The sequence below is a fragment of the Noviherbaspirillum soli genome (assembly GCF_015352955.1).
GTDB lineage: Bacteria > Pseudomonadota > Gammaproteobacteria > Burkholderiales > Burkholderiaceae_D > Noviherbaspirillum_A > Noviherbaspirillum_A soli.
Map to the genome: position 1 here is coordinate 1 of NZ_JACYOX010000029.1, position 18,922 is coordinate 18,922.

Below are 18,922 nucleotides of genomic sequence, written 5' to 3' on the forward strand. Positions count from 1 at the left end.
CAATGAGCATGCCTTCGAGGAAGCGGTGCGGATCGGTTTCGAGGTAGACCCGGTCCTTGAAGGTGCCGGGCTCGCCCTCGTCGATGTTGACCGCCATCAGGCGCGGGCCGGCCTCGGCCCGCACGATGCGCCACTTGCGCCCGGCCGGAAAGCCGGCGCCGCCCAGGCCGCGCAGGCCGGACGATTCCATCGCGGCCAGCACACTGTCGACATCGCGCTCGCCGGAGAGGCACTGGCGCAGCAGCTGGTAGCCGCCCTGCTGCAGGTAGCCGGCGTGGTCGAGATAGCCGGGCGCGGGCGCATCGGCGACTTCGCCTGCCTGCACGGCGGCCTGCACGGTTTCGCATCGGGCCTGGGGAATCGGCTTCTGGCCGACCACGGCCACCGGCGCCTGTTCGCAGCGGCCCACGCAGGGCGCGGCCAGCACGCGCACGTCAGCGCCGAGGATGGCGGGCAGGCGCTCGATGAGTTCGCCGGCGCCGGCCAGTTCGCAGGCGATGCCGTCGCACACGCGCACGGTCAGCGCGGCCGGGCTGTCCTCGCCTTCGCGCACGATGTCGAAATGATGGTAGAAGCTGGCGACCTCGTAGACCTCGGTCTGGGCCATGCGCAGTTCCTGGGCCAGCGCGGCGAGATGCTGGGTCGACAGGCAGCGGTAGCGGTCCTGGACCAGGTGCAGGCACTCGATCAGCAGGTCGCGCCGGCGCGGCATGTCGCCCAATAGCGCCTGCACTTCGGACAGGGCCTGCGGATCGACCCGCCGGCCCTTGGGCGCCTGGCGCTTGCGCTGTTTGCTTGCGCCTTGCACCGCGATCGGAATGATTATCTTGTTCATCGTTTTCCCGCCAGCTCAGGGTTTAATAAATTAAAGCCGTCTTCCATGCATTCACAAGGCTGCAGCGGGGGAACCCGCGGCATCAGGCGCAACAGGCATGCATTGAATATTTAATTGATGAGGTGGTGGCATCGAACCGACCGGGAAGGGTTGACCGGGATCCGGCCCCTCCCCTGCCGTCCGCGCCTTCCGGCTCAGATCACGCGCTCTTCCCGCAGGGCCGCAATCTGCTGTTCCGAATAACCCAGCTGCGTCAGCACTTCCTCGGTATGTTCGCCCAGCAGCGGCGAACGCGTCACTTCGGTCGGGCTGTCCGACAGCTTGATAGGATTGCCCACGGTCAGATACTTGCCGCGCTTCGGATGATCCACCTCGACCACCGTGCCGGTCTTGCGCAGCGAAGGCTCTTCGGCGATTTCCTTCATCGACAGGATGGGACCGCAGGGAATGTCGTACTTGTTGAGGATGTCCATGGCCTCGAACTTGGTCATGGTCTTGGTCCATTCCTCGACCGTGGCAAAGATCGTCATCAGGCGGGGCAGGCGCGCGCGGGGCGTCGCGTAGTCGGGGTCCGTGATCCATTCCTCGCGACCGATGACCTGGCAGATCGACTTCCATACCGGCGCCTGTGCGATGAAATAGATGTAGGCATTCGGATCGCTCTCCCAGCCCTTGCATTTCAGGATCCAGCCCGGTTGCCCGCCGCCGGAAGCATTGCCGGCGCGAGGCACCGCATCGCCGAATTTCCGACCGTCGGAAAACTGCGGATATTCTTCCATCACGCCGGTATGCTCCAGGCGCTGCTGGTCGCGCAGCTTGACACGGCACAGGTTCAGCACCGCATCCTGCATGGCAGTCAGCACCTTCTGGCCGCGTCCTGTGCTGTTGCGTTGATACAGCGCGGTGACAATGCCCAGCGCCAGGTGCAGGCCGGTGCCACTGTCGCCGATCTGCGCGCCAGTCACCAGCGGCGGACCATCGTCGAAGCCGGTGGTCGACGCCGAGCCGCCCGCGCACTGGGCGACGTTCTCGTACACCTTGCAGTCTTCATACGGGCCCGGGCCAAAGCCCTTCACCGAGGCGACCACCATGCGGGGATTGAGTTCCTGGATACGTTCCCAGGTAAAACCCATGCGGTCCAGCGCGCCAGGCGCAAAGTTTTCCACCAGCACGTCGCATTGCTTGATCAGGGTTTCGAGCACTTCCTTGCCAGCCTGCTTCTTGGTGTCAAGCGTGATCGAGCGCTTGTTATGGTTCAGCATGGTGAAGTAGAGGCTGTCTGCATCCGGCACGTCGCGCAACTGGCCACGGGTAGCGTCGCCTTCACCGGCACGCTCGACCTTGATCACGTCTGCCCCGAACCATGCCAGCAACTGCGTACAGGTCGGCCCGGACTGGACATGAGTGAAGTCGAGAATGCGGACGCCGTCGAGGGCTTTACTCATTGATGTCTCCTGATGATGTGTATATACCTGTCAGCGTCGGCCGCCTCTTCGGGCTGGCTCGTCAGAATATACTTGCGGCATTGTTTTCTCCAGCCGGGCGGCAACCTCATGCCGCTAGCCTTGCTGGCCTTCCGTCACTGGAGCATTGATGGGGCTGTTCCTTATTGACGGTATTTAATGCACTGCTACAGTAAATTCCATTGCTTAATCTTAATAAACTTTTCCGGTTAATGCGCTTGTAAAGTCATTTCATTTACCACATCATGCACGATATATTGCATGCGACCCAGCCTGAACACTGTGCGTCACGTTGAGTCCATCATAGCGAGCAGGCCTGCTTTTCCTCATTGACCGGGGTCAATTTTCGCCGCATAGTGCCCCACCGACCTGATAACGAAACAAGACATGTCATCTGTTGCAAGCCATCCAGAAAAAAACATCATTCGCGTCCAGTTAAAACAGAATAAAGTCCTGAAAAGTCTCAGGGAAAGCGAAATGGCTGCGCTTGAGCCCTATCTCACCATCGTAGATTGTCAGAAGGGCGATGTGCTGCTGCATCAGGGCATTTACGAGATGGAACAGTACTTCATTCTCGATGGCATTCTCAAACGTGCAGTGACCAATCAGAACGCGAAGGAAATGATCTTGCGCTTTGGTGCCGAGCGCGATATCGAAACCAGCTATGCTGCGTGGAGGCTGAAGACGCCAACACCCTACAGCATTGTTTCAGTCACCAAGGCCCGTGTGGCCAAGCTGTCTCTGCCGCAATGGGTAATGTTCATCGAAAGCCATTCGGAAGTGAAGCAAACCTTCGAGTTCGAAGTGATGCAGCTGATGAGCGAAATCATGGCCCATACCATCACCTTGCATTTGCTGAATGCGCCTGGCCGTGTACATCGATTCGTTCGCAAACATGCAGACCTGTTTGAACGGCTCCCGAAGAAGGAACTGGCGTCTTATCTGAACCTGTCGCCGGAAACCCTGAGCCGGTTGAAGAATCAGGGCAAGATCTAGAGTGCTGCAGCAGCAAACCGAACGGCGCGAAAGCGCGCCATGAAAAATGCCGGCTTTCAAGCCGGCATTTCGTTTTGCGAGCGAGCGGGAAGAGAGAAGAATCAGATGCTGTCCGCCATCGCGCGCACTTTCGCCAGTTGACGCTGGCTGATGCGGCCGCTGTCCGGAATGGCTTGCATCATGCTCATGCTTTGCTGCAGAAGGCTGAGCAGACGGCTGAATGGAAGCATCGGAGGACGGCGTGCCGTCTTCGGCGCGTAGCCGCCGTGCGGCAGCGGGTCAGTAAATGTCAGCGCGGAGGTACTCATGAAATATTCCTTGAATTCAAAAAGTGCAAGATAGGTTTTCAAGAAATGTATTCTCTGGCGAAATCAATTTCCAATTTTTACTGGTGTTATCTGATATATCAAATCTGAATGAACGTGCTACGTGTCCTGGCGCTCCCGGCCGCCTTACTTGCGATGTTTTCAAGCCCGTCTCCGGCGATGGCGAACGGTTGCGCCGAAGCTGGCGTAATAAATGCAAGGAGCAAACGCATTGTCGCCGCAGCTTTGAACGAATATGCGGTATTTAATGGGCACCGGATCGACGCCAATGGCCGCTTGTGGAAGTTTGGCTCGACAGAAACGGAGAACGAGCCCCTGCTGGATCCGGAAACAGGCCAGCCGGCATCTTCCGATCCTGTTCTGCCTGCGTGGCGGCGGGTGTGGGAATATTGGCTCGTTCTCGACCAGCATGTTCCCGGAATCGCCTTGTCGCGCAAGGTAGTCGCTTTTCCGAGCGCGCTGAATACCAAGGCAGCCAATGCGAGGACGAGCGAAGAGACCCTGCGCGATCTGTTCTCTTTGTTAGAACAAGGCCTTTCTGACGGTAAAGAGAGTTTGCGCCAGGCCGCTGTCCGCGCTGCGCTCAGCGATTCGCCCTGGTCGGCAGCGTTCGTCTCGTATGTAATGCATCAGGCGGGCCTCCCAGACGAACAGTTCCGTTATGCGGCTGCACATTGGCAGTATATAAAGCAGGCTTTCTCGGCAGATTCAAGGCATGCATACCAGGCCTGCGACCCGCGCAGCACACATCCACGCGAAGGCGACTTGCTCTGCTATTCTCGCGGCGCACTCGGACCGGGTAACTACATGGGCTGGCGTGACGCCATAAGCTCCCCTGGATTCGCGGCTGCCTCTCATTGCGAGATCGTGGTGATAGTGGATCGGTCGGCCAGCAAGATGGAGACAGTTAGCGGGAATATGCTGCAGTCTATAGCGATGCGCAGATTGAAGCTTGACCGGAATGGCCTGCTATCTTCAACCCACTATGCGGGGAAGAGTAAAAGACCATTGCCGCTGGCGTGTGCGCAGGACAAGAGCTGTCGTCAATCAGACCTGAACCTACAGCAATGGAGTGTTTTGCTGCGGTTGCGCTGAGGCTGGCGTTAAAGCGGATGAATAGATCCAGCTCATTGCATTATCAATATACCGATTTACAGAGACTGAAATCGTTCGCCCGTTTTTTTCTTGTCCGAATTCAACGAAAAAGTTTTGATTTTTCAATGACTTGCGATAAGGGAGTTTTCGCCGAGAAGCGCGGTTTCTGTGTTCTCTGCGATTTTCACCGTGAAAAACCAATGGGGATTTTCACGGTGAAAATTTCGCGGTTGCCTGTTAATCAGCCAACTCCAGAAGTTTCGACAGAATATCTTCTGCCGTGTAACCATTTTTGCAGTTAATGATCAGGCGAGATCCGTCTACCACCACATCGCCAAAATGCTGTCCTTTAATTTTTAACGCGACGATGCTTTGGGTCGTTTTCGAAAGGCGATTCACTTCACTTGTTGCCCAATTGACTGCCCCCTGCTCCGAAGCGCCATCTTGGCTGATGCGTCTCAATGCCTGAATCACTATTCGGCCGTGGCCTTTTTTGGCGAGCGTCACCAGGCTTGCCGCATTCTTGGCACCGATTAAATTCGGCTTTTCGTCCAGCATGGCAATCGCTTCCTGCGGCAAATCGAAAAACGCCAGGCAGCGGCTTATTGTTGCATCCGACACGCCAATACGTCTCGCCAGGGTTCCTTGCGTCAACGACTTTCCTGCCTCGGTGGACATCGCCAAGGTCCGTTTGTATGCTTTTCCGCGCTCGTAATCACAAAGGGAACGTTTGGCTTCATTGTCTGCAAGAGCGCCAATCGCCGCATCGGTTACCGAAATATTCTCAAGTACGAATGCCGGTATCTGTTGCTTGCCCAGGATCTGATGCGCGCGCAGACGGCGTTCCCCGCCAATCAATTCGTACCGCCCGTCCTCTTTCGTCTTTACCGTTATAGGAGACATCAAGCCCGATTCGCTAATCGAAGCAGCTAATGCGTCGATCGCTTCGGGATCGAAAATCAGCCGTGGTTGATGCGGACTTTTATCGATTAGCGTGATGGGAATCTCCGCCGCTGGCGTATAACCCTGTACTGGCAAAGGTTTCGCTTCGGGTGCGGAAAAAGAACCGTCGGCTATTCGTTCCTCATCGCTTGGAACGCTCACGGGTTCCGGTTGATCGAAGGTCTTTAAGGAGGCCAGCGGCATCCGGGGCGCCAGTCGCTGTTTCATTATGCTGCCTCCTTATTAACGCTCGCCGGTTTCCTGGCCAGCTTGCCCGCTACCGACAGGACGAATTCGGTAAACAAGCGATACTCCCCGACAGGCGCCGCCGTTGGCTGCTGCAGTGTCAGCGGCAGGTAATTCTCCTGGGTCTTGGGGAACAGCTCGCTGGAAGAAATGACTGTCGGCGAAAGATTCGTCTTATAGGCCTGAAGCTGTTGCTGCATCCTGGATACCCTGGTGATGTTGGTGGAGTAATGTGTGGGCAATATCATTAACTGCGGGCGTACCTCTGGCGAACGTTCCGCCAGACCGTTGATTTCGGATACGAGTCGGGAAAGCCCCTTCACCGCAAACGAGTCCATGCGGATCGGAGCAATCACCAGGTCGGCCGCGGCGATGGCGTTGGTTGAAGAGAAGGAAATCGAGGGTGGGCAGTCGAAGATAACGAAATCGAATTCCGATACATTGAGTCCCGGCACTTGACCTGCCGCCGAATCCTTGAAAAGGTTGCGGAATACCAGTTCCCGATTGCCCTTGGCATAAGTGAACGCCTGCTCCAGGTCGCCCAGGAAGGTATCCGACGGAATCAGCGCAGGTCCATGGATCCCGAACGGCCGTTTAATCAAGGTTGCAACGTTCTCCATGCGTGTGCCACGGCCACTTTTGCTTTCCATGTACTGCGTGCACACGGTCGAAAAGGTCCCTGTGATGATGCCATCTTCATTCAGATCATGCTGGGATGCTTCGTCCATTGTGAGGTCACTCTCGTAACCCATTAATTGCGTGAGGTTGGATTGCACATCCAGGTCGATCATCAGCACTCGGTAGCCCAATAGCGATAGCTGGACACCGAGTTCTCCTGCGGTAGTCGACTTGCCGACACCGCCTTTAATCAGGTCAACTGCAATGATGGTAGGCGACGATGACACGCGCTTTACCAGTTCCTGTTCCCGTCGCCATTGGGCCAGGCGGAAAATATCGGCGATGCTGAACAGTCTGACAGCCGGCGAAGCCGGATTCTTCTTGTTCGCCCTCTGTATTTCCATGCCGCTATCGCGCAGATGATTGCGCAACGTGTTCTCCGAAATATTGAGCAGCGCAGCGGCTGCTTTAAGCCGATAAACAACATCATCCTGCAATGCAAATGTCGATCGCATCATTCCCCCTGATTAAAGACTGAAGCACGCATTGTCTGCATGCTATTAGCTCATGTCAACTCATTTGGTAGGTTCAATGTACCTTTTAGCTAAATAACCTACCAAAGTTATCAAAACCTCCTAAGAGACCAAGGTCCAGGCGCCTATTAGGCTCTTACAGTTATTCATCGATGGCAGAACTGCATCAAGATCGTTTCGAGCCATTTAAGGTGAGACCCAACAGGGACCTTGAAAGGCGGGTGCCGGCCAACTTGGGGCGACCAGGCTAGCCAGGCGCCCCCACAAGCGGCGAGCGTGCCCGGATTGGTCGAATCAGACCAAGCCCATGTTGTTTTTCGCCTGTAGGCTCCATGCGAGAAAAGAATGGTGAGCTTCTACAGGCAGGTGTGCCCCATATCCATCCGGTCTGCCAGCGTATGAATAAAAGGTGAGCTTTTACAGGTATTGCGCCGTGCTCATGGACAGTTAGGCCGTCCATAAGCTTGGCTCGCGAAAGAAATCCCTGGTAAAAGCCCAAAGTGCGGCATTAAAGTGGATCCCAGACGGGTATTCCCAATGCTGCCGCGTTCGAGAAATTTAGGACTCGGCAACCCTCGCTCTCATGCTGCTGGGTTAAAGGTGAGATTCCACAGGGATCTCGGGACGCCCAGGGATATATAAGGTGAGGTTCTACAGGAACCGATGCGCCAACATCCCCGTAAAACCTCACCATAAGGTTGCAACAAGTCGGCCTTGCGAATGCATCTGGGCAATTCAGGGACCATTTTTGCTTATGGTGAGGTTTTACGGGGATACAGGCAGATGGTGAGTCCCTGTTTATTCTCACCATGCAATCCTGGAAGCGGTACCAGGGCCATAAGGTGAGCTTTTACAGGTAGCAATGCGCTCAAAAGTATTTCCCGTAGGCTCATGACTCCCTTTTCCAGCAATGAAAATGCGTGAGCAGCAGTGATACAAGGCGTATTCCACACTGATATCCGCATTCGTCTGCACTAGACCAGTCTATGGTGAGCCTTTACAGGTATCCCATTCTTCCTGATAGCGTGCTATTGCTTCTTGCCTGGCCTTCAAGGGTCCGTAATACGCGCTTTTGTGGCGGAATTTCTTGCCAGGGGCACGCCAGCCCGATGCTCTTGAGAGTTTGAATAAGTAAACACCTTAAAGCTTTGTAAACCTTAAAAATCGGGAAGTGCAATGCCAGTAAGGCCGAGCGCGGATTGAGGTGAGCTTTTGCAGGGATCTGGGTGAGGTCCGGCAGGGACCAAGGTGAGACTGCACAGGGTTTCAACAGCATCTGGGTGAGGCCATACAGGGACCTCGGTGAGTGGAAACAGGGAGAGAATGTGCCTGAAGGTGAGGCCCTACGGGGACCCGGCATATTCAGCGAAGGAAGGGAGGTGAACATCATGCAACAACGGTGATTGCGTTCTTCTCACTTTTCGTGCACCATCCTCGCGGTGAGCCTGCCTGGTAGGCCGCTTCTCACCATATGACGCTATGACAGCAAAAAAGAAAGCAGGCAAAACCAGCAGCAGCGGGAGTACCGAACTCAAGGAATTCCGCAAGACAAACGAGGCGATAGGCTTGCGCGTGTCAGAAGGGCGGCTGTCGCTGCTGTCGCGCAAGATATTCAATGTCATGGTGTACCACGCGCAGCGGATACGCCACAAGGGAGAGAATGCGCCGATCGACACGGAGGCGGCAAAGAACTATTACTGGATACCCCTGGCGGAACTGGCGCGTGATGCCGCCTATGACAGCCGCGACACCGAGCTCTTCAAGGAACAGGTGCAGGAACTGCAGAACATCCGGATCTTTTCCGAAGATGCGATCCAGTGGACCAGCGAGCGCCTGGTCTCCTCGGTGAAGCTGGTCAATCCACGCGGCCTGAAGAAGCAGGGCGGCATGCTCTGGTTTGGCTTTGCCTTTCCACCAGAGGTGGAAAGCATGGTGATGGCGCCCGGGTCCTATACCAAGCTGTCGGTGTACTACCAGGCCCTGCTGCGTTCAGGCGCCAGCCTGGCCTTGTATGAGATCTGCAGACGCTATGCGACCAATCCTTCCAAGCTCACCAACCGCGCCGAATGGGCATGGTGGTATGGCGCGCTGACTGGCAACCCGGTCAGTGATGCGATTCCGGAATATAAGTATTTCAAGCGTGACGTGCTGAAATACGCCATCAGCGAGATCAACATGGTCACCGACATCAATGTCGAGCTGATCGAGCACAAGCAGGGCCGCAAGATCGTCAGCCTGCAGTTCAAGGTGGAACCGGCTCAGCAGGAATCCCTGGCCCTGTCAGCGCCGCCCATTATCGATGGCGACCTGGTGCAGCGCATGATGGCGCTGGGCCTGTCGCAGGAGGATGCCTGCAATACCCTCGCAACCACCGAGGATGGCAAGCTGCGCGCCACGCTGGAGCTCACCGAAAGCCGCGTCAGCAATCCGCGGGCCGGGGCGATCGGATCGCCGGCGGGTTACTTCAAGCAGGCCCTGCGGGATGGTTATGCGTCGAATGTGGATATCGCAAGAAAGAATATCCAGAAGATGGAAAAGCCGCCCAGCATCGAGGCGTCGATCAATGCGATCCGCGAGCGTTTTCTTGCCGACCGGGCCAAGGATGCGCTGGGCATGTACAACGAATTGCCTGCCACCGACCAGAGCGACTGGTTGTTCCGTTTCAAGGAGAGTCCGGGTGCCAAGGGCTTGAACCTGTCACGCGGCTTGTCGACGGCGAGCGCGCGCTCCGCATTCAGCATGTGGTTTGCGCAGCAGCAGTGGGCAGAACCCACCGACACCGACCTGCTGGCCTTTGCCGCAGTCAACAGCATGCAGAAGGCTTGATACCAATCCTGATCCATCACATGAATCGGGATTGGTATGAGCCATTTCAGGCCAGGAGCTGCGATCAGAAGTACTTCTTGACCACTTCCGCGAAAGCTTCCTCGACCGGCTTGCCTTTCTTCAGCAGTTGGTCGATCTCGCCGGAGTATTCCGCAATGCGCGCCGGCAGCGTCGCCCGGTTGGATTTGAAATAGGCATAGCGTGCGGCCGCAACCTGCTCGTCCAGTCGCGCAGCCGCCGTCTTGGTCGGACCGCTGGCGCTTTTTACCACGCGGCCTGTGCGGCTGCCGCCGCGGGCGCTGGCGCCATAGCCCGACAGGGCCGTATTGAGCTGTTCAGCGCTCATCACCGGCGTTGCATTGGCGCCAGCGAACAGTTCTTCCTGGCCCTGCAGCAGGTGATGCTGACGGTCAAAGGCAATCGCCTTGCCCATGTCGTTGATGACCTGATAGCTGGGCTCGGCGCCGCCGCTGGTCAATGAAAATTGTACCCGGTCGCCGTAGGCGGCCATTTTTTCAAGCACGCCCTTGGCGTACTCGGCTGGCAGGGTGGCAATGTCGCCATTCCAGCGCTTGGTTCTGGTAGCACTCAATGTTCAGGTTCTCCGAGGGAATAAGCAGCAGGCTTGAAGGCTGGCATGATGCCAGCCGCCCGCCGTCGATCAATTTATGACACGGCAGTTGCCGCTTCGTTCTGGCGCCGCTTCAAACCGTTGCAGCAGGAAGGGTTGCCGGTACGCAGTCACGGGCGCTGGCCAGGCTGCCTGGTTTTCGCACCAGGAATCCGGGCCATCGGCCCGGCATCGCAGATGTCTGCTTTCACGGCAGCCGTGTCAGGAGCGTTATTGTACAGCGCGCCCCGGCCCTCCCGGAAAACGGCGCCATCATGCGCTCAGGGCGCGCCCAGCTTGCCCGTCTGCACCGCATCCAGCACCGCCTGCAACTGGCTGTTCAGTTCCACCGCATGCCGCGCCCGTGTCAGGGCGACATAGAGCAGGTTGACCTCCTGCTCGAAGGCGTGCGCGTCCATTGCGCCAAGATTGGGTCGGCCCTTCTTGTCGACCAGATCGTGAAAGTCATCGTCGAGCAGCACCTGGTCGAACTCCAGGCCCTTGGAGCGGTGCGCCGTCATCAGCAGCAGATTGGCTTCGCCTGGCTGCGCGCAGGCACTGGTGCTGACCTGGTCGATCAGGCGGGGCAGGGCGGCGCCGTATTCCTTGACGACGGACACTACCGACAGGATGTCCTTGTCCACGGTCTCGCGGCCATACAGCGCCAGCGCGTCGAAATTCTCGAAGGCACGGTAGAAGCCGTCCTTGACGAGGTCGGCGCGGCCGCTCCAGAGATGATGCACATCGGTCAGCTTGCCAAGCAGGTAATTCTGCACGCCACCGACGAAATGGATACGGCTGCGGTCGACAGCCTGCACCGCCTGCGAGAACACCGAGGCGTTGGTGCGGCAGATGATCGCATGGGAACGGCTGCGGTCGATCCGGAATGGCGACGCAGCCATGACGCCGCTGCCTCTGATCGACTGACGTTCCCCCTTGAGCGCATGCAGCAGCAGACTCGCGATCCTGGCGACTGGTTCGCCGAAGCGCATCGAATGGGTCAGGTAGTGGACCTCGCCTTCAGGCAGCCGGTCCATCGCATTGATGCTGCCGCGGAATCCATAGATGGATTGGTGGCGGTCGCCCACCAGCACCTTGCCGCAGCGCTGCGAAAAAACGATATCGGCGGTAACGGGATTGGTGTCCTGTGCCTCATCAAGCAGGATGATGTCATGCCGTCGCGTCAGCAGCGGACGGGACAACTGGTACAGCTTCAGATAACCGTCATGCGGCAGCGGCACGGCCTTGCCGGCGTCGGTCATGTCGTTCCACAGCCGCCGGGCAGCCGCGGCAAACTGCTGGCGGTCCGACATGGCCAACTCAAACGGCACATGCTCGACGCCTATGGCCGCGTCGGCGGACACCATGAAGCTTTCTACCGTGCGCACCAGGAGGTCGGCCATGGCCGCGGTGACGCCCTGGTAGAGCTGCATGATGTCGTTGGGACGCAGCGGCGACAGCTTGTGGCGATAGCGATGGCCCAGCGCAGTGTAGGCCAGCGAATGGATGGTGCGGCATGTGGCGTTGGGCGGAAAGCTGAGCGCGGCTTCGCTCGCGGTGGCCTTGTTGAATGCCAGGTACAGGATGCGCTGATCCGGCCGCGCCAGCGCGTATTCGCGCAGCGTGGTGGTCTTGCCGGTGCCGGCATAGGCATTGACCACCAGGTTGGCGGCGGTGCTCTGCACCACCGCCGCCTGTTCCCCGGTCAGAACGATGCGGTTCACGCTGCTTTTTCGCTTTCCTGGCTCCAGGCAGTCAGGAAGTCGAACAGGGTCATCGCAATGACCTTGGTGGCGGCGCGCAAGTCGTCCAGCACCAGATGCTCGTCGGCCTGCTTGGCATTGGATTCAAGCACCGTGCGCGGGCCGGCGCCGTACAGCACGGCCGGGATGCCGTGCTCGCTGTAGAGCCGGGCATCGGTATAGAGCTGCGAGCCAAGCGCGGTGATCTCCTCGCCGAGCACTTCGCGCGCGTTGCGGCGCAGGCTGTCGACCAGCTTCTCCTGGCCGGGCAGGGGCCGCAGCGCATGGGCCAGAAGCAGCCGCCGGATCTCGACACGTATGCCCGGCAGGCCTCGCACCGCTTCCTCGATCAGCCGGCGCACGCCCGCCTCGACCTGCGCCGGGTCTTCTTCCGGAATCATGCGCCTGTCCATTTTCAGCACGACCTTGCCGGGCACCACGTTGGTATCGGTGCCGCCGTCGATGCGACCGACGATCATGGTCGGATGGCTGATGCCGGCAATCGCGGAACGGATGGATTTCAGGCGCGGCACTTCCGCATAGATCGCATTGAGGACCCGGGTGGCGGCCTGCAGGGCGTCATGTCCGGTCTCGGGAATCGATCCGTGCGTGGCCTTGCCATGCACCGTCACTTCGAACTGCAGGCAGGCATTGTGCGCATTGACCACGTTATAGCTGAAGCCGGCGCCGATCAGATAGTCGGGCCGGGTCAGGCCCTGCTCGAGCAGCCAGCCCGGCCCCAGGTTGCCGCCAAACTCCTCGTCATAGGTGAAATGCAGTTCCAGCGCGCCGCGCAGCGGCAATCCCAGCGCCTCGATTGCCCTTGCCGCAAACAGGTAGGTCGCGAAATCCGACTTCGACACCGCGGCGGCGCGGCCATACATCCGGCCATCCTCGATGACGGCGCCATAGGGCGGCCTGGTCCATCCTTCGCCAGGCGGAACCACGTCGCCATGCGCGTTGAGCGCCAGCGTCGGCCCGCCATCGGCATAGCGCCGCCGCACGATCAGGTTGGTAATGCTGGCCATGCCGTAGTCATGCACGGTCTGCTGCGGCACGGGATGCTCTTCAACCTGCCAGCCCAGCTGCCCGATCATTGCGGCGACGGCCCTGGCATGGGGCGCGTTGTCGCCGGGCGGGGTGTCGGTGGGAATGCGCACGATGTCGGCAAGAAAGCCGACTTCCTCATCGAAATGCGCATCGATCCAGGAAGCCAGCCTTGCATGGGGAGAAGAGGAAGTCATTGGTCTTTCGGGCCAGGGATAGGCGGCAATGGGCGCCGGCGGTGAACAGGGGAAATCGGAGGAGGCCATTATATAAAGTTTGCCCCGAGCCGGTCATGCGGATGCAGGAGTGCAGCGCCTGGCCACTGCGGGCAGGCTGAACATGCCCTGTCCGGACGGGAATGCAGGGCATGCATGCTGTCTCGGCAAGGATCGCCTGTCTCAGCGGGAGCAGGCCTGCATCGCCACGCAGACTGCCGGCATGCTACGGAATCCGCAGAAGCGGCAGATCCTGCTCCGGCAGCGCGCCGCCATCGATATCGGCCTCAAGCACGCGCAGGCAGCCGCCGCCGAGCGGATAGAGGGTGTGCGAGCCGTCCCGGAATTCGAGCATGCCGGGCTTCCCGGCGGGCGCCGGCTGATCCACTACCCGGGTGCGCCATACATGCAGCCTGCCGCCGGGGAGGTCGGCGAAGGCGCCGGGAAAGGGATGCGTCACGGCACGCACCAGGTCGTGGATGCGTCGTGCCGGCTGGCGCCAGTCGATGCGGCCGTCTTCGGCGGTGCGCCCACCGAAATAAGCGCCTTGCGACAGGTCTTGCGGCGTCAGTGTGGCGGTGCCGGCGATGAGCCTGGGCAGCGCGCGATCCAGGCAAATCTCGCCTGCAACCATCACTTTCGTAAACACGTCCTGCGCGGTGTCGTCCGGAAGTATCGGCACGGCCTGCTGGTCCACCAGCGCGCCATTGTCGGGCTTGATGTTCATCACATGCAGGCTGGCGCCGGTTTCCCGTTCGCCATGGATGATGGCCCAGTTCACCGGCACCCGGCCACGGTACTTGGGCAGCAGCGAGCCGTGCAGATTGAAGGCGCCCAGCCTGGCCGTGGCCAGCAGCGGCGCTTTCAGCATCAGCCGGTAATAGAAGCTGAACAGGAAATCGGCATCAAGCGCGGCCACCCGTGCAACAACGTCGTCGGCGTTGGGGTCGGCAGGCGTAATGCAGGCAATGCCATATTCGCGGCAGACTTCCCGCACCGATGCAAACCAGATCTGTTCGCCGGGATTGTCTTCATGGGTAATCACGAGCCGTACGTCGATACCATGGGCCAGCAGCACCTTCAGCGAGCGCACGCCGACGTTATGATAGGCAAACACCACTGCGGAGGTCATACCGTCTGGTCTTCCTGCAAATGGGTTTGCTCCAGCACCGCGGACACCATGTAGCGTGGCCGCTTGCGCACTTCGAAATAGATTCGGCCGACATATTCGCCCAGCAGCCCGAGTCCGAACAGGGCCAGCCCGATCAGGAAGAAGGCAATGCCGAAGAGGGTAAACAAGCCGCCTTCTTCCGGCCCCACGATGAGCCGGCGCAGCAGCAGGTAAGCGACCAGGAATCCCGAGCCCAGGGACACCACCATGCCCAGCAGGGAAAACAGCTGCAGGGGCATCACCGAAAAGCCTGTCATCAGGTCGAAGTTCAGGCGCACCAGCTTGTACAGCGAGTATTTCGATTCTCCCGCGTACCGCTCCTCATGTCCCACCACCACCTCGGTGGGGTTGCGGGCAAAGGTATAGGCAAGCGCCGGTATGAAGGTATGGCTTTCCTGGCACTGGTTGATGGTGTCCACGATGTGCCTGCCGTAGGCCCGCATCATGCAGCCCTGGTCCGTCATCCGGATGTCGGTCGTGCGCTCCCGTACCCGGTTCACGAAGCGGCTGGCCGAGTGCCGCCACCAGCTGTCGTTGCGCTGGCGACGGATCGAGCCGACATAATCATGTCCCTGGTCCATCGCTGAGAGCAGCAGCGGGATGTCTTCGGGCGGATTCTGCAGATCGGCATCGAGCGTGATGATCCTGCTGCCGCGCGAAAAGCTGAAGCCGGCGAGGATGGCGCTGTGCTGCCCGAAATTGTTGGTGAAGAGGACGACGCGCGTCACGTCCGGCCTGCGGCGGAACTGCTCCGCCAGCAGGGCGGCCGAGCGGTCGCGGCTGCCATCGTTGATGAACAGGATTTCATAGGAGACGCCAAGGCCGTCCATCACGGGGTAGAGGCGGTCGAAAAGGCTTTCCAGGCAGGCCTCTTCGTTAAAGACGGGAATGACGAGCGAGATCTGGGGGCTTTGGATATGGCTGTCCATCAGTAGCCTTTGATAATGGCCAGCAATGCGGCGCAGACGCGCTCGACATCGCCTTCATTCATCTGGGGAAACAGCGGCAGTGTCAGGATGCGCGATGCCACCGATTCGGTGTGGGGCAGGTCGCCGGGGCGCCAGCCAAGGTTGCGATACAGCGTGGTGGTGTGTATCGCCGGGTAATGAACGCCGGAGCCGATGCCGGCCGCCTTCAGCGATGCAATCACTGCAGGCCGGCGCGACGCGAGCGACTCCGGCAGCAGTACCTGGAACATATGCCAGTTGGTCTGCTCGAAGTCGGCGGGCGGCAATCCGAGGCCCGCTGCCTGCAGCTTTTCCAGATACAGGCGCGCAAGGCCGCGGCGGCGGGCATTGGCTTCATCGAGATGCGCCAGCTGGCCCAGGCCGATGGCCGCGCCGATGTCGGTCAGGTTGGCCTTGCCGCCCAGGATGTCGCAGTCGTAGGTGCCGTCCGGCGAGCGGGTCACGCCCTGCAGCCTGAGCTTCTCGAACAGCGTGGCCTCGGCGGCATCGTTGACCATCAGGCAGCCGCCTTCGCCGGTCGTCATGTTCTTGTTCGGATGAAAGCTCAATGCCACCAGGTCGCCGGTGCTGCCGATTTCCCGGCCCTTCCAGTTCGCGCCCTGCGATTGCGCCGCATCCTCCAGCACGCGCAGCCGGTGATGGCTGGCAATGTCGTAGAGCCTGTCGCGGTCGACCGGAAAGCCGGCCAGGTCCACCGGTATGATGGCCGAGGTCTTCGGCGTCACGGCCGCGGCGACCAGGTCGAGATCGATCAGCCGGGTGGCCGGATCGATGTCGACGAACACGGGCCTGGCGCCGACCGCAAGGATGACATTGGCGGTCGCCACCCAGGACAGCGAGGTGGTGATCACCTCGTCGCCAGGCTTGACGCCGGCGATGCGCAGACCGAATTCCAGCGCCGCGGTGGCGGAGGAGGCGAGGCGGACCAGCCGCCCGCCGGCGCGTGCCGACAAGGCCGCTTCCAGCGCAGCGCATTTCGGCCCGGTGGTGAGCCAGCCGGAACGCAGCACGGCGGCGACGCTTTCGATGGTGGCCTCGTCGATCGACGGGCGGGTAAAGGGAAGAAATTCAGGATTCATGATCGAGCCACGATAATCACGCCGATGATAATGACGCCGATGCCGGCAAGCCGCTGCATTCCCACAGCTTCGCCGAACAGCCACCAGGCCAGCGCCGCATTGATGACATAGCCGATCGACAGCATCGGGTAGGCGACGCTGACCTCGACGCGCGACAGCGCAAGTATCCAGACCACCACGCTGACAACGTAGCACGCCAGGCCGCCGATGATGGGCAGGCTGCCCGCCACCCGCAGCAGAACGCTCCAGCTGTTGGCCAGAACGAAATCAAAGTGGCCGATCTGCCGCACGCCTGCCTTGAGCAGCAACTGGGCAAAGGCATTGAGCAGGACGCCCGCCAGGATCAGCGAGAACTCCGCGGCCTTCATGGCTTCACCACCACCAGCCGCCGCGCATCACGGTAGACGACTTGCATGGGCAACTGGTTCTTGGAAAGTTCGTCATAGGTTTCCGGATGCATCATGGCAGCTGCGCTGGCCGCCTTGCGCCAGCGGCTCTCGAATTGCGCGAGCGATGGGATCCACCGCGTTGGCTCGATATCCTGGCCAAGCGCGAATTCGTCACGATAGTCGACAAGGGTAACCGGCCGCCGCAGATAGAAGGGAAAGGTCTGGTCATGCATTCTGACTGAAAACAGTTCGGTGTCATCGTGCAGGTATTGTCCCACGGCATGCGCGATGCGTTTGCTGCTTTTCAGCTGGCCATAGCTGTCATGGCCGGTCATGGCCAGGGTCATCGCAACGATGCTGGTCAGTGACAGCGCTGCCAGACCCATGGTCAGCTGGCCGCGCCTGATTGCCCGCCAGGCAAGCCATGTGCCGAGCATGCCGGCCAGGCCCGCGATGGCCATGAAGCCCAGCATGTGCTGCCATACTTCCAGCGGCGCTTCCGGCGTGACGGCCTTGCCGGCGAAGGGATACAGCCCGACCAGTGCGGCAAACAGCAATCCCGGCGCCAGTAGATGCCATCTCCATGCCTTTTCGGTCACCTGCCCGATGCCGAGCGCAAGCAGCATGCCGAGCGCCGGGAACATCGGCAGGATATAGGAGGGCAGCTTGGAGCCGGACACGCTGAAGAACGCGAAGGTGAAGATGCACCAGATCAGCAGCACCTGCCGGCTCTGGAAACCGGCGCCGTCGCTTTTCCAGCCTTCCCGCAATGTCCTGGCCAGCAGGGTCGTCCATGGGAAAAAGCCCAGCAGCAGGACCGGGACGAAGTACCAGATGGCGCCGGTGCGCTTGTGCTCGGTGGTGAGGAAGCGCTGGAAATGCTCGTGAACGAAAAAGAAGTTCGCAAATTCCGGGTTGCGGCGCGAGACCAGGATGAACCACGGCGCGGCAAGGCAGAAATAGATCAGCAGGCCGCTCAGCAGATGCAGCCGTTTCCATACCGCCCAGCGCATGCCGGTCAGGGAATACAGAACGATCGTCATGCCGGGAATGAGCAGGCCGACCAGTCCCTTGGACAGGGTGGCGCCGGCCATCGCGGCCCAGCACAGCCACATCATCCAGCGGCGCATGCGGGGCGTGGTTTGCTCATCCTGGGCGAGCAGGAAACTGAACAGCGCCAGTGTGAGAAAGAAGGTGGCGCCCATGTCCAGCGTAAGGAAATGCCCGTTCCCCACGATCCACATGGTGCCGGCCACGATCAGCGCAGCCTTGCCGGCCATGTCGCGGCCATACAGGCGCTTCCCAAAAGACCAGACGACGAGAACCGTCAGGAAACTCGTCAGGCCGGGCCAGAAGCGGGCGGCGAATTCATTGATGCCGAACAGGAAGAAGCTGGCGGCGCCTGCCCAGTACTGCAGCGCGGGTTTCTCGAAATAGAGCAGGCCGTTGAGCCTTGGCGTGATCCAGTCGCCCGACTGCAGCATGGTCAGGGAAATGTCGGCATACCGGCCTTCGTCCGGGTGGATCAGTGCCCGCAGGCCCAGTGAGGAAAACCAGATGACGGTGACGACGGCCCAGAACAGGAGGACTTGCACGCGGCGCTTTTGACCCGGTTCGGGGGCCAGCGATCTTTTGATCATGAAATGCCTGACAGGTAACGGCCAACATGGGATGCGCAATGCTTGCTGCGGCATGAGGGCTGACAAGAAGAAACGCAATGATAGCCGGAGGATGGCCTGATGCGATAACGGCTGCGGCCGAGCGGGCGATGCGCAACCGGCTGACGCAGCGGGAATGACAAGGGCAGGGGGCCAGCGCTGC

General features: G+C 59.8%; 16 protein-coding genes. 3 read left to right on the forward strand and 13 right to left on the reverse strand.

What is annotated here, in order from left to right:
• Both IGW04_RS18370 and frc read right to left on the reverse strand, forming a co-directional pair.
• Positions 1-835 (reverse strand): NAD(P)H-dependent oxidoreductase subunit E (locus IGW04_RS18370; RefSeq protein ID WP_194714544.1); only part of this gene is annotated, 835 nt, incomplete at its 3' end.
• A 194-nt stretch (positions 836-1,029) separates the two neighbouring features.
• The gene (gene frc, locus IGW04_RS18375) at positions 1,030-2,280 is read right to left on the reverse strand and encodes a formyl-CoA transferase (RefSeq protein WP_194714545.1); all 1,251 of its coding nucleotides are present in this window, start codon (positions 2,278-2,280) and stop codon (positions 1,030-1,032) included.
• 405 nt (positions 2,281-2,685) lie between these two features.
• Between frc and IGW04_RS18380 the strand changes: the two genes are divergently transcribed.
• Positions 2,686-3,294 carry a Crp/Fnr family transcriptional regulator gene (locus IGW04_RS18380; RefSeq protein ID WP_194714546.1) on the forward strand — a complete coding sequence of 203 codons (609 nt, stop codon included), beginning with the start codon at positions 2,686-2,688 and terminating at the stop codon, positions 3,292-3,294.
• A 101-nt stretch (positions 3,295-3,395) separates the two neighbouring features.
• On the opposite strand, the gene IGW04_RS18385 is transcribed toward IGW04_RS18380, so the two are convergent.
• Entirely contained in the window at positions 3,396-3,644 is a 249-nt protein-coding gene (locus tag IGW04_RS18385) for a hypothetical protein (protein WP_194714547.1), read from the reverse strand.
• A gap of 66 nt (positions 3,645-3,710) precedes the next feature.
• Here IGW04_RS18385 and IGW04_RS18390 point away from each other — a divergent pair, with 66 nt between their 5' ends.
• Entirely contained in the window at positions 3,711-4,715 is a 1,005-nt protein-coding gene (locus IGW04_RS18390; RefSeq protein ID WP_194714548.1) for a DUF2272 domain-containing protein, read from the forward strand.
• Positions 4,716-4,952: 237 nt separating this feature from the next.
• Here IGW04_RS18390 and IGW04_RS18395 read toward each other — a convergent pair whose 3' ends face one another.
• Positions 4,953-5,885 (reverse strand): ParB/RepB/Spo0J family partition protein, encoded by a 933-nt coding sequence (locus IGW04_RS18395; RefSeq protein WP_194714549.1) that lies wholly within the window; start codon positions 5,883-5,885, stop codon positions 4,953-4,955.
• Positions 5,885-7,039 (reverse strand): ParA family protein, encoded by a 1,155-nt coding sequence (locus tag IGW04_RS18400; RefSeq protein ID WP_228527195.1) that lies wholly within the window; start codon positions 7,037-7,039, stop codon positions 5,885-5,887. The genes IGW04_RS18395 and IGW04_RS18400 overlap by 1 nt, the downstream gene beginning before the upstream one ends.
• A gap of 1,494 nt (positions 7,040-8,533) precedes the next feature.
• Here IGW04_RS18400 and IGW04_RS18405 point away from each other — a divergent pair.
• A complete protein-coding gene (locus IGW04_RS18405; protein ID WP_228527196.1) occupies positions 8,534-9,880 on the forward strand; it encodes a replication initiation protein in 1,347 nt (448 codons plus the stop codon).
• A 64-nt stretch (positions 9,881-9,944) separates the two neighbouring features.
• On the opposite strand, the gene IGW04_RS18410 is transcribed toward IGW04_RS18405, so the two are convergent.
• The 8 genes from IGW04_RS18410 to IGW04_RS18445 form a co-directional block, all read right to left on the reverse strand.
• Positions 9,945-10,472 (reverse strand): hypothetical protein, encoded by a 528-nt coding sequence (locus IGW04_RS18410; RefSeq protein WP_194714551.1) that lies wholly within the window; start codon positions 10,470-10,472, stop codon positions 9,945-9,947.
• A 299-nt stretch (positions 10,473-10,771) separates the two neighbouring features.
• Positions 10,772-12,214, reverse strand: a complete 1,443-nt coding sequence (locus IGW04_RS18415; protein ID WP_194714552.1) for a UvrD-helicase domain-containing protein — start codon at positions 12,212-12,214, stop codon at positions 10,772-10,774.
• Positions 12,211-13,476 (reverse strand): ArgE/DapE family deacylase, encoded by a 1,266-nt coding sequence (locus tag IGW04_RS18420; protein ID WP_194714553.1) that lies wholly within the window; start codon positions 13,474-13,476, stop codon positions 12,211-12,213. Before IGW04_RS18420 ends, IGW04_RS18415 begins: the two co-directional genes overlap by 4 nt.
• A 244-nt stretch (positions 13,477-13,720) precedes the next feature.
• Positions 13,721-14,626, reverse strand: a complete 906-nt coding sequence (locus IGW04_RS18425; RefSeq protein WP_194714554.1) for a formyltransferase — start codon at positions 14,624-14,626, stop codon at positions 13,721-13,723.
• Entirely contained in the window at positions 14,623-15,594 is a 972-nt protein-coding gene (locus tag IGW04_RS18430; protein ID WP_228527197.1) for a glycosyltransferase, read from the reverse strand. The genes IGW04_RS18425 and IGW04_RS18430 overlap by 4 nt, the downstream gene beginning before the upstream one ends.
• Positions 15,594-16,712, reverse strand: coding sequence for a DegT/DnrJ/EryC1/StrS family aminotransferase (locus IGW04_RS18435; protein ID WP_194714555.1), 1,119 nt, complete (start codon positions 16,710-16,712; stop codon positions 15,594-15,596). Before IGW04_RS18435 ends, IGW04_RS18430 begins: the two co-directional genes overlap by 1 nt.
• Positions 16,709-17,080 (reverse strand): SMR family transporter, encoded by a 372-nt coding sequence (locus tag IGW04_RS18440; RefSeq protein ID WP_194714556.1) that lies wholly within the window; start codon positions 17,078-17,080, stop codon positions 16,709-16,711. Before IGW04_RS18440 ends, IGW04_RS18435 begins: the two co-directional genes overlap by 4 nt.
• Complete coding sequence (locus IGW04_RS18445) at positions 17,077-18,741, reverse strand: glycosyltransferase family 39 protein (protein WP_194714557.1); 1,665 nt, start codon at positions 18,739-18,741, stop codon at positions 17,077-17,079. The genes IGW04_RS18440 and IGW04_RS18445 overlap by 4 nt, the downstream gene beginning before the upstream one ends.
• Positions 18,742-18,922 lie beyond the last annotated feature (181 nt).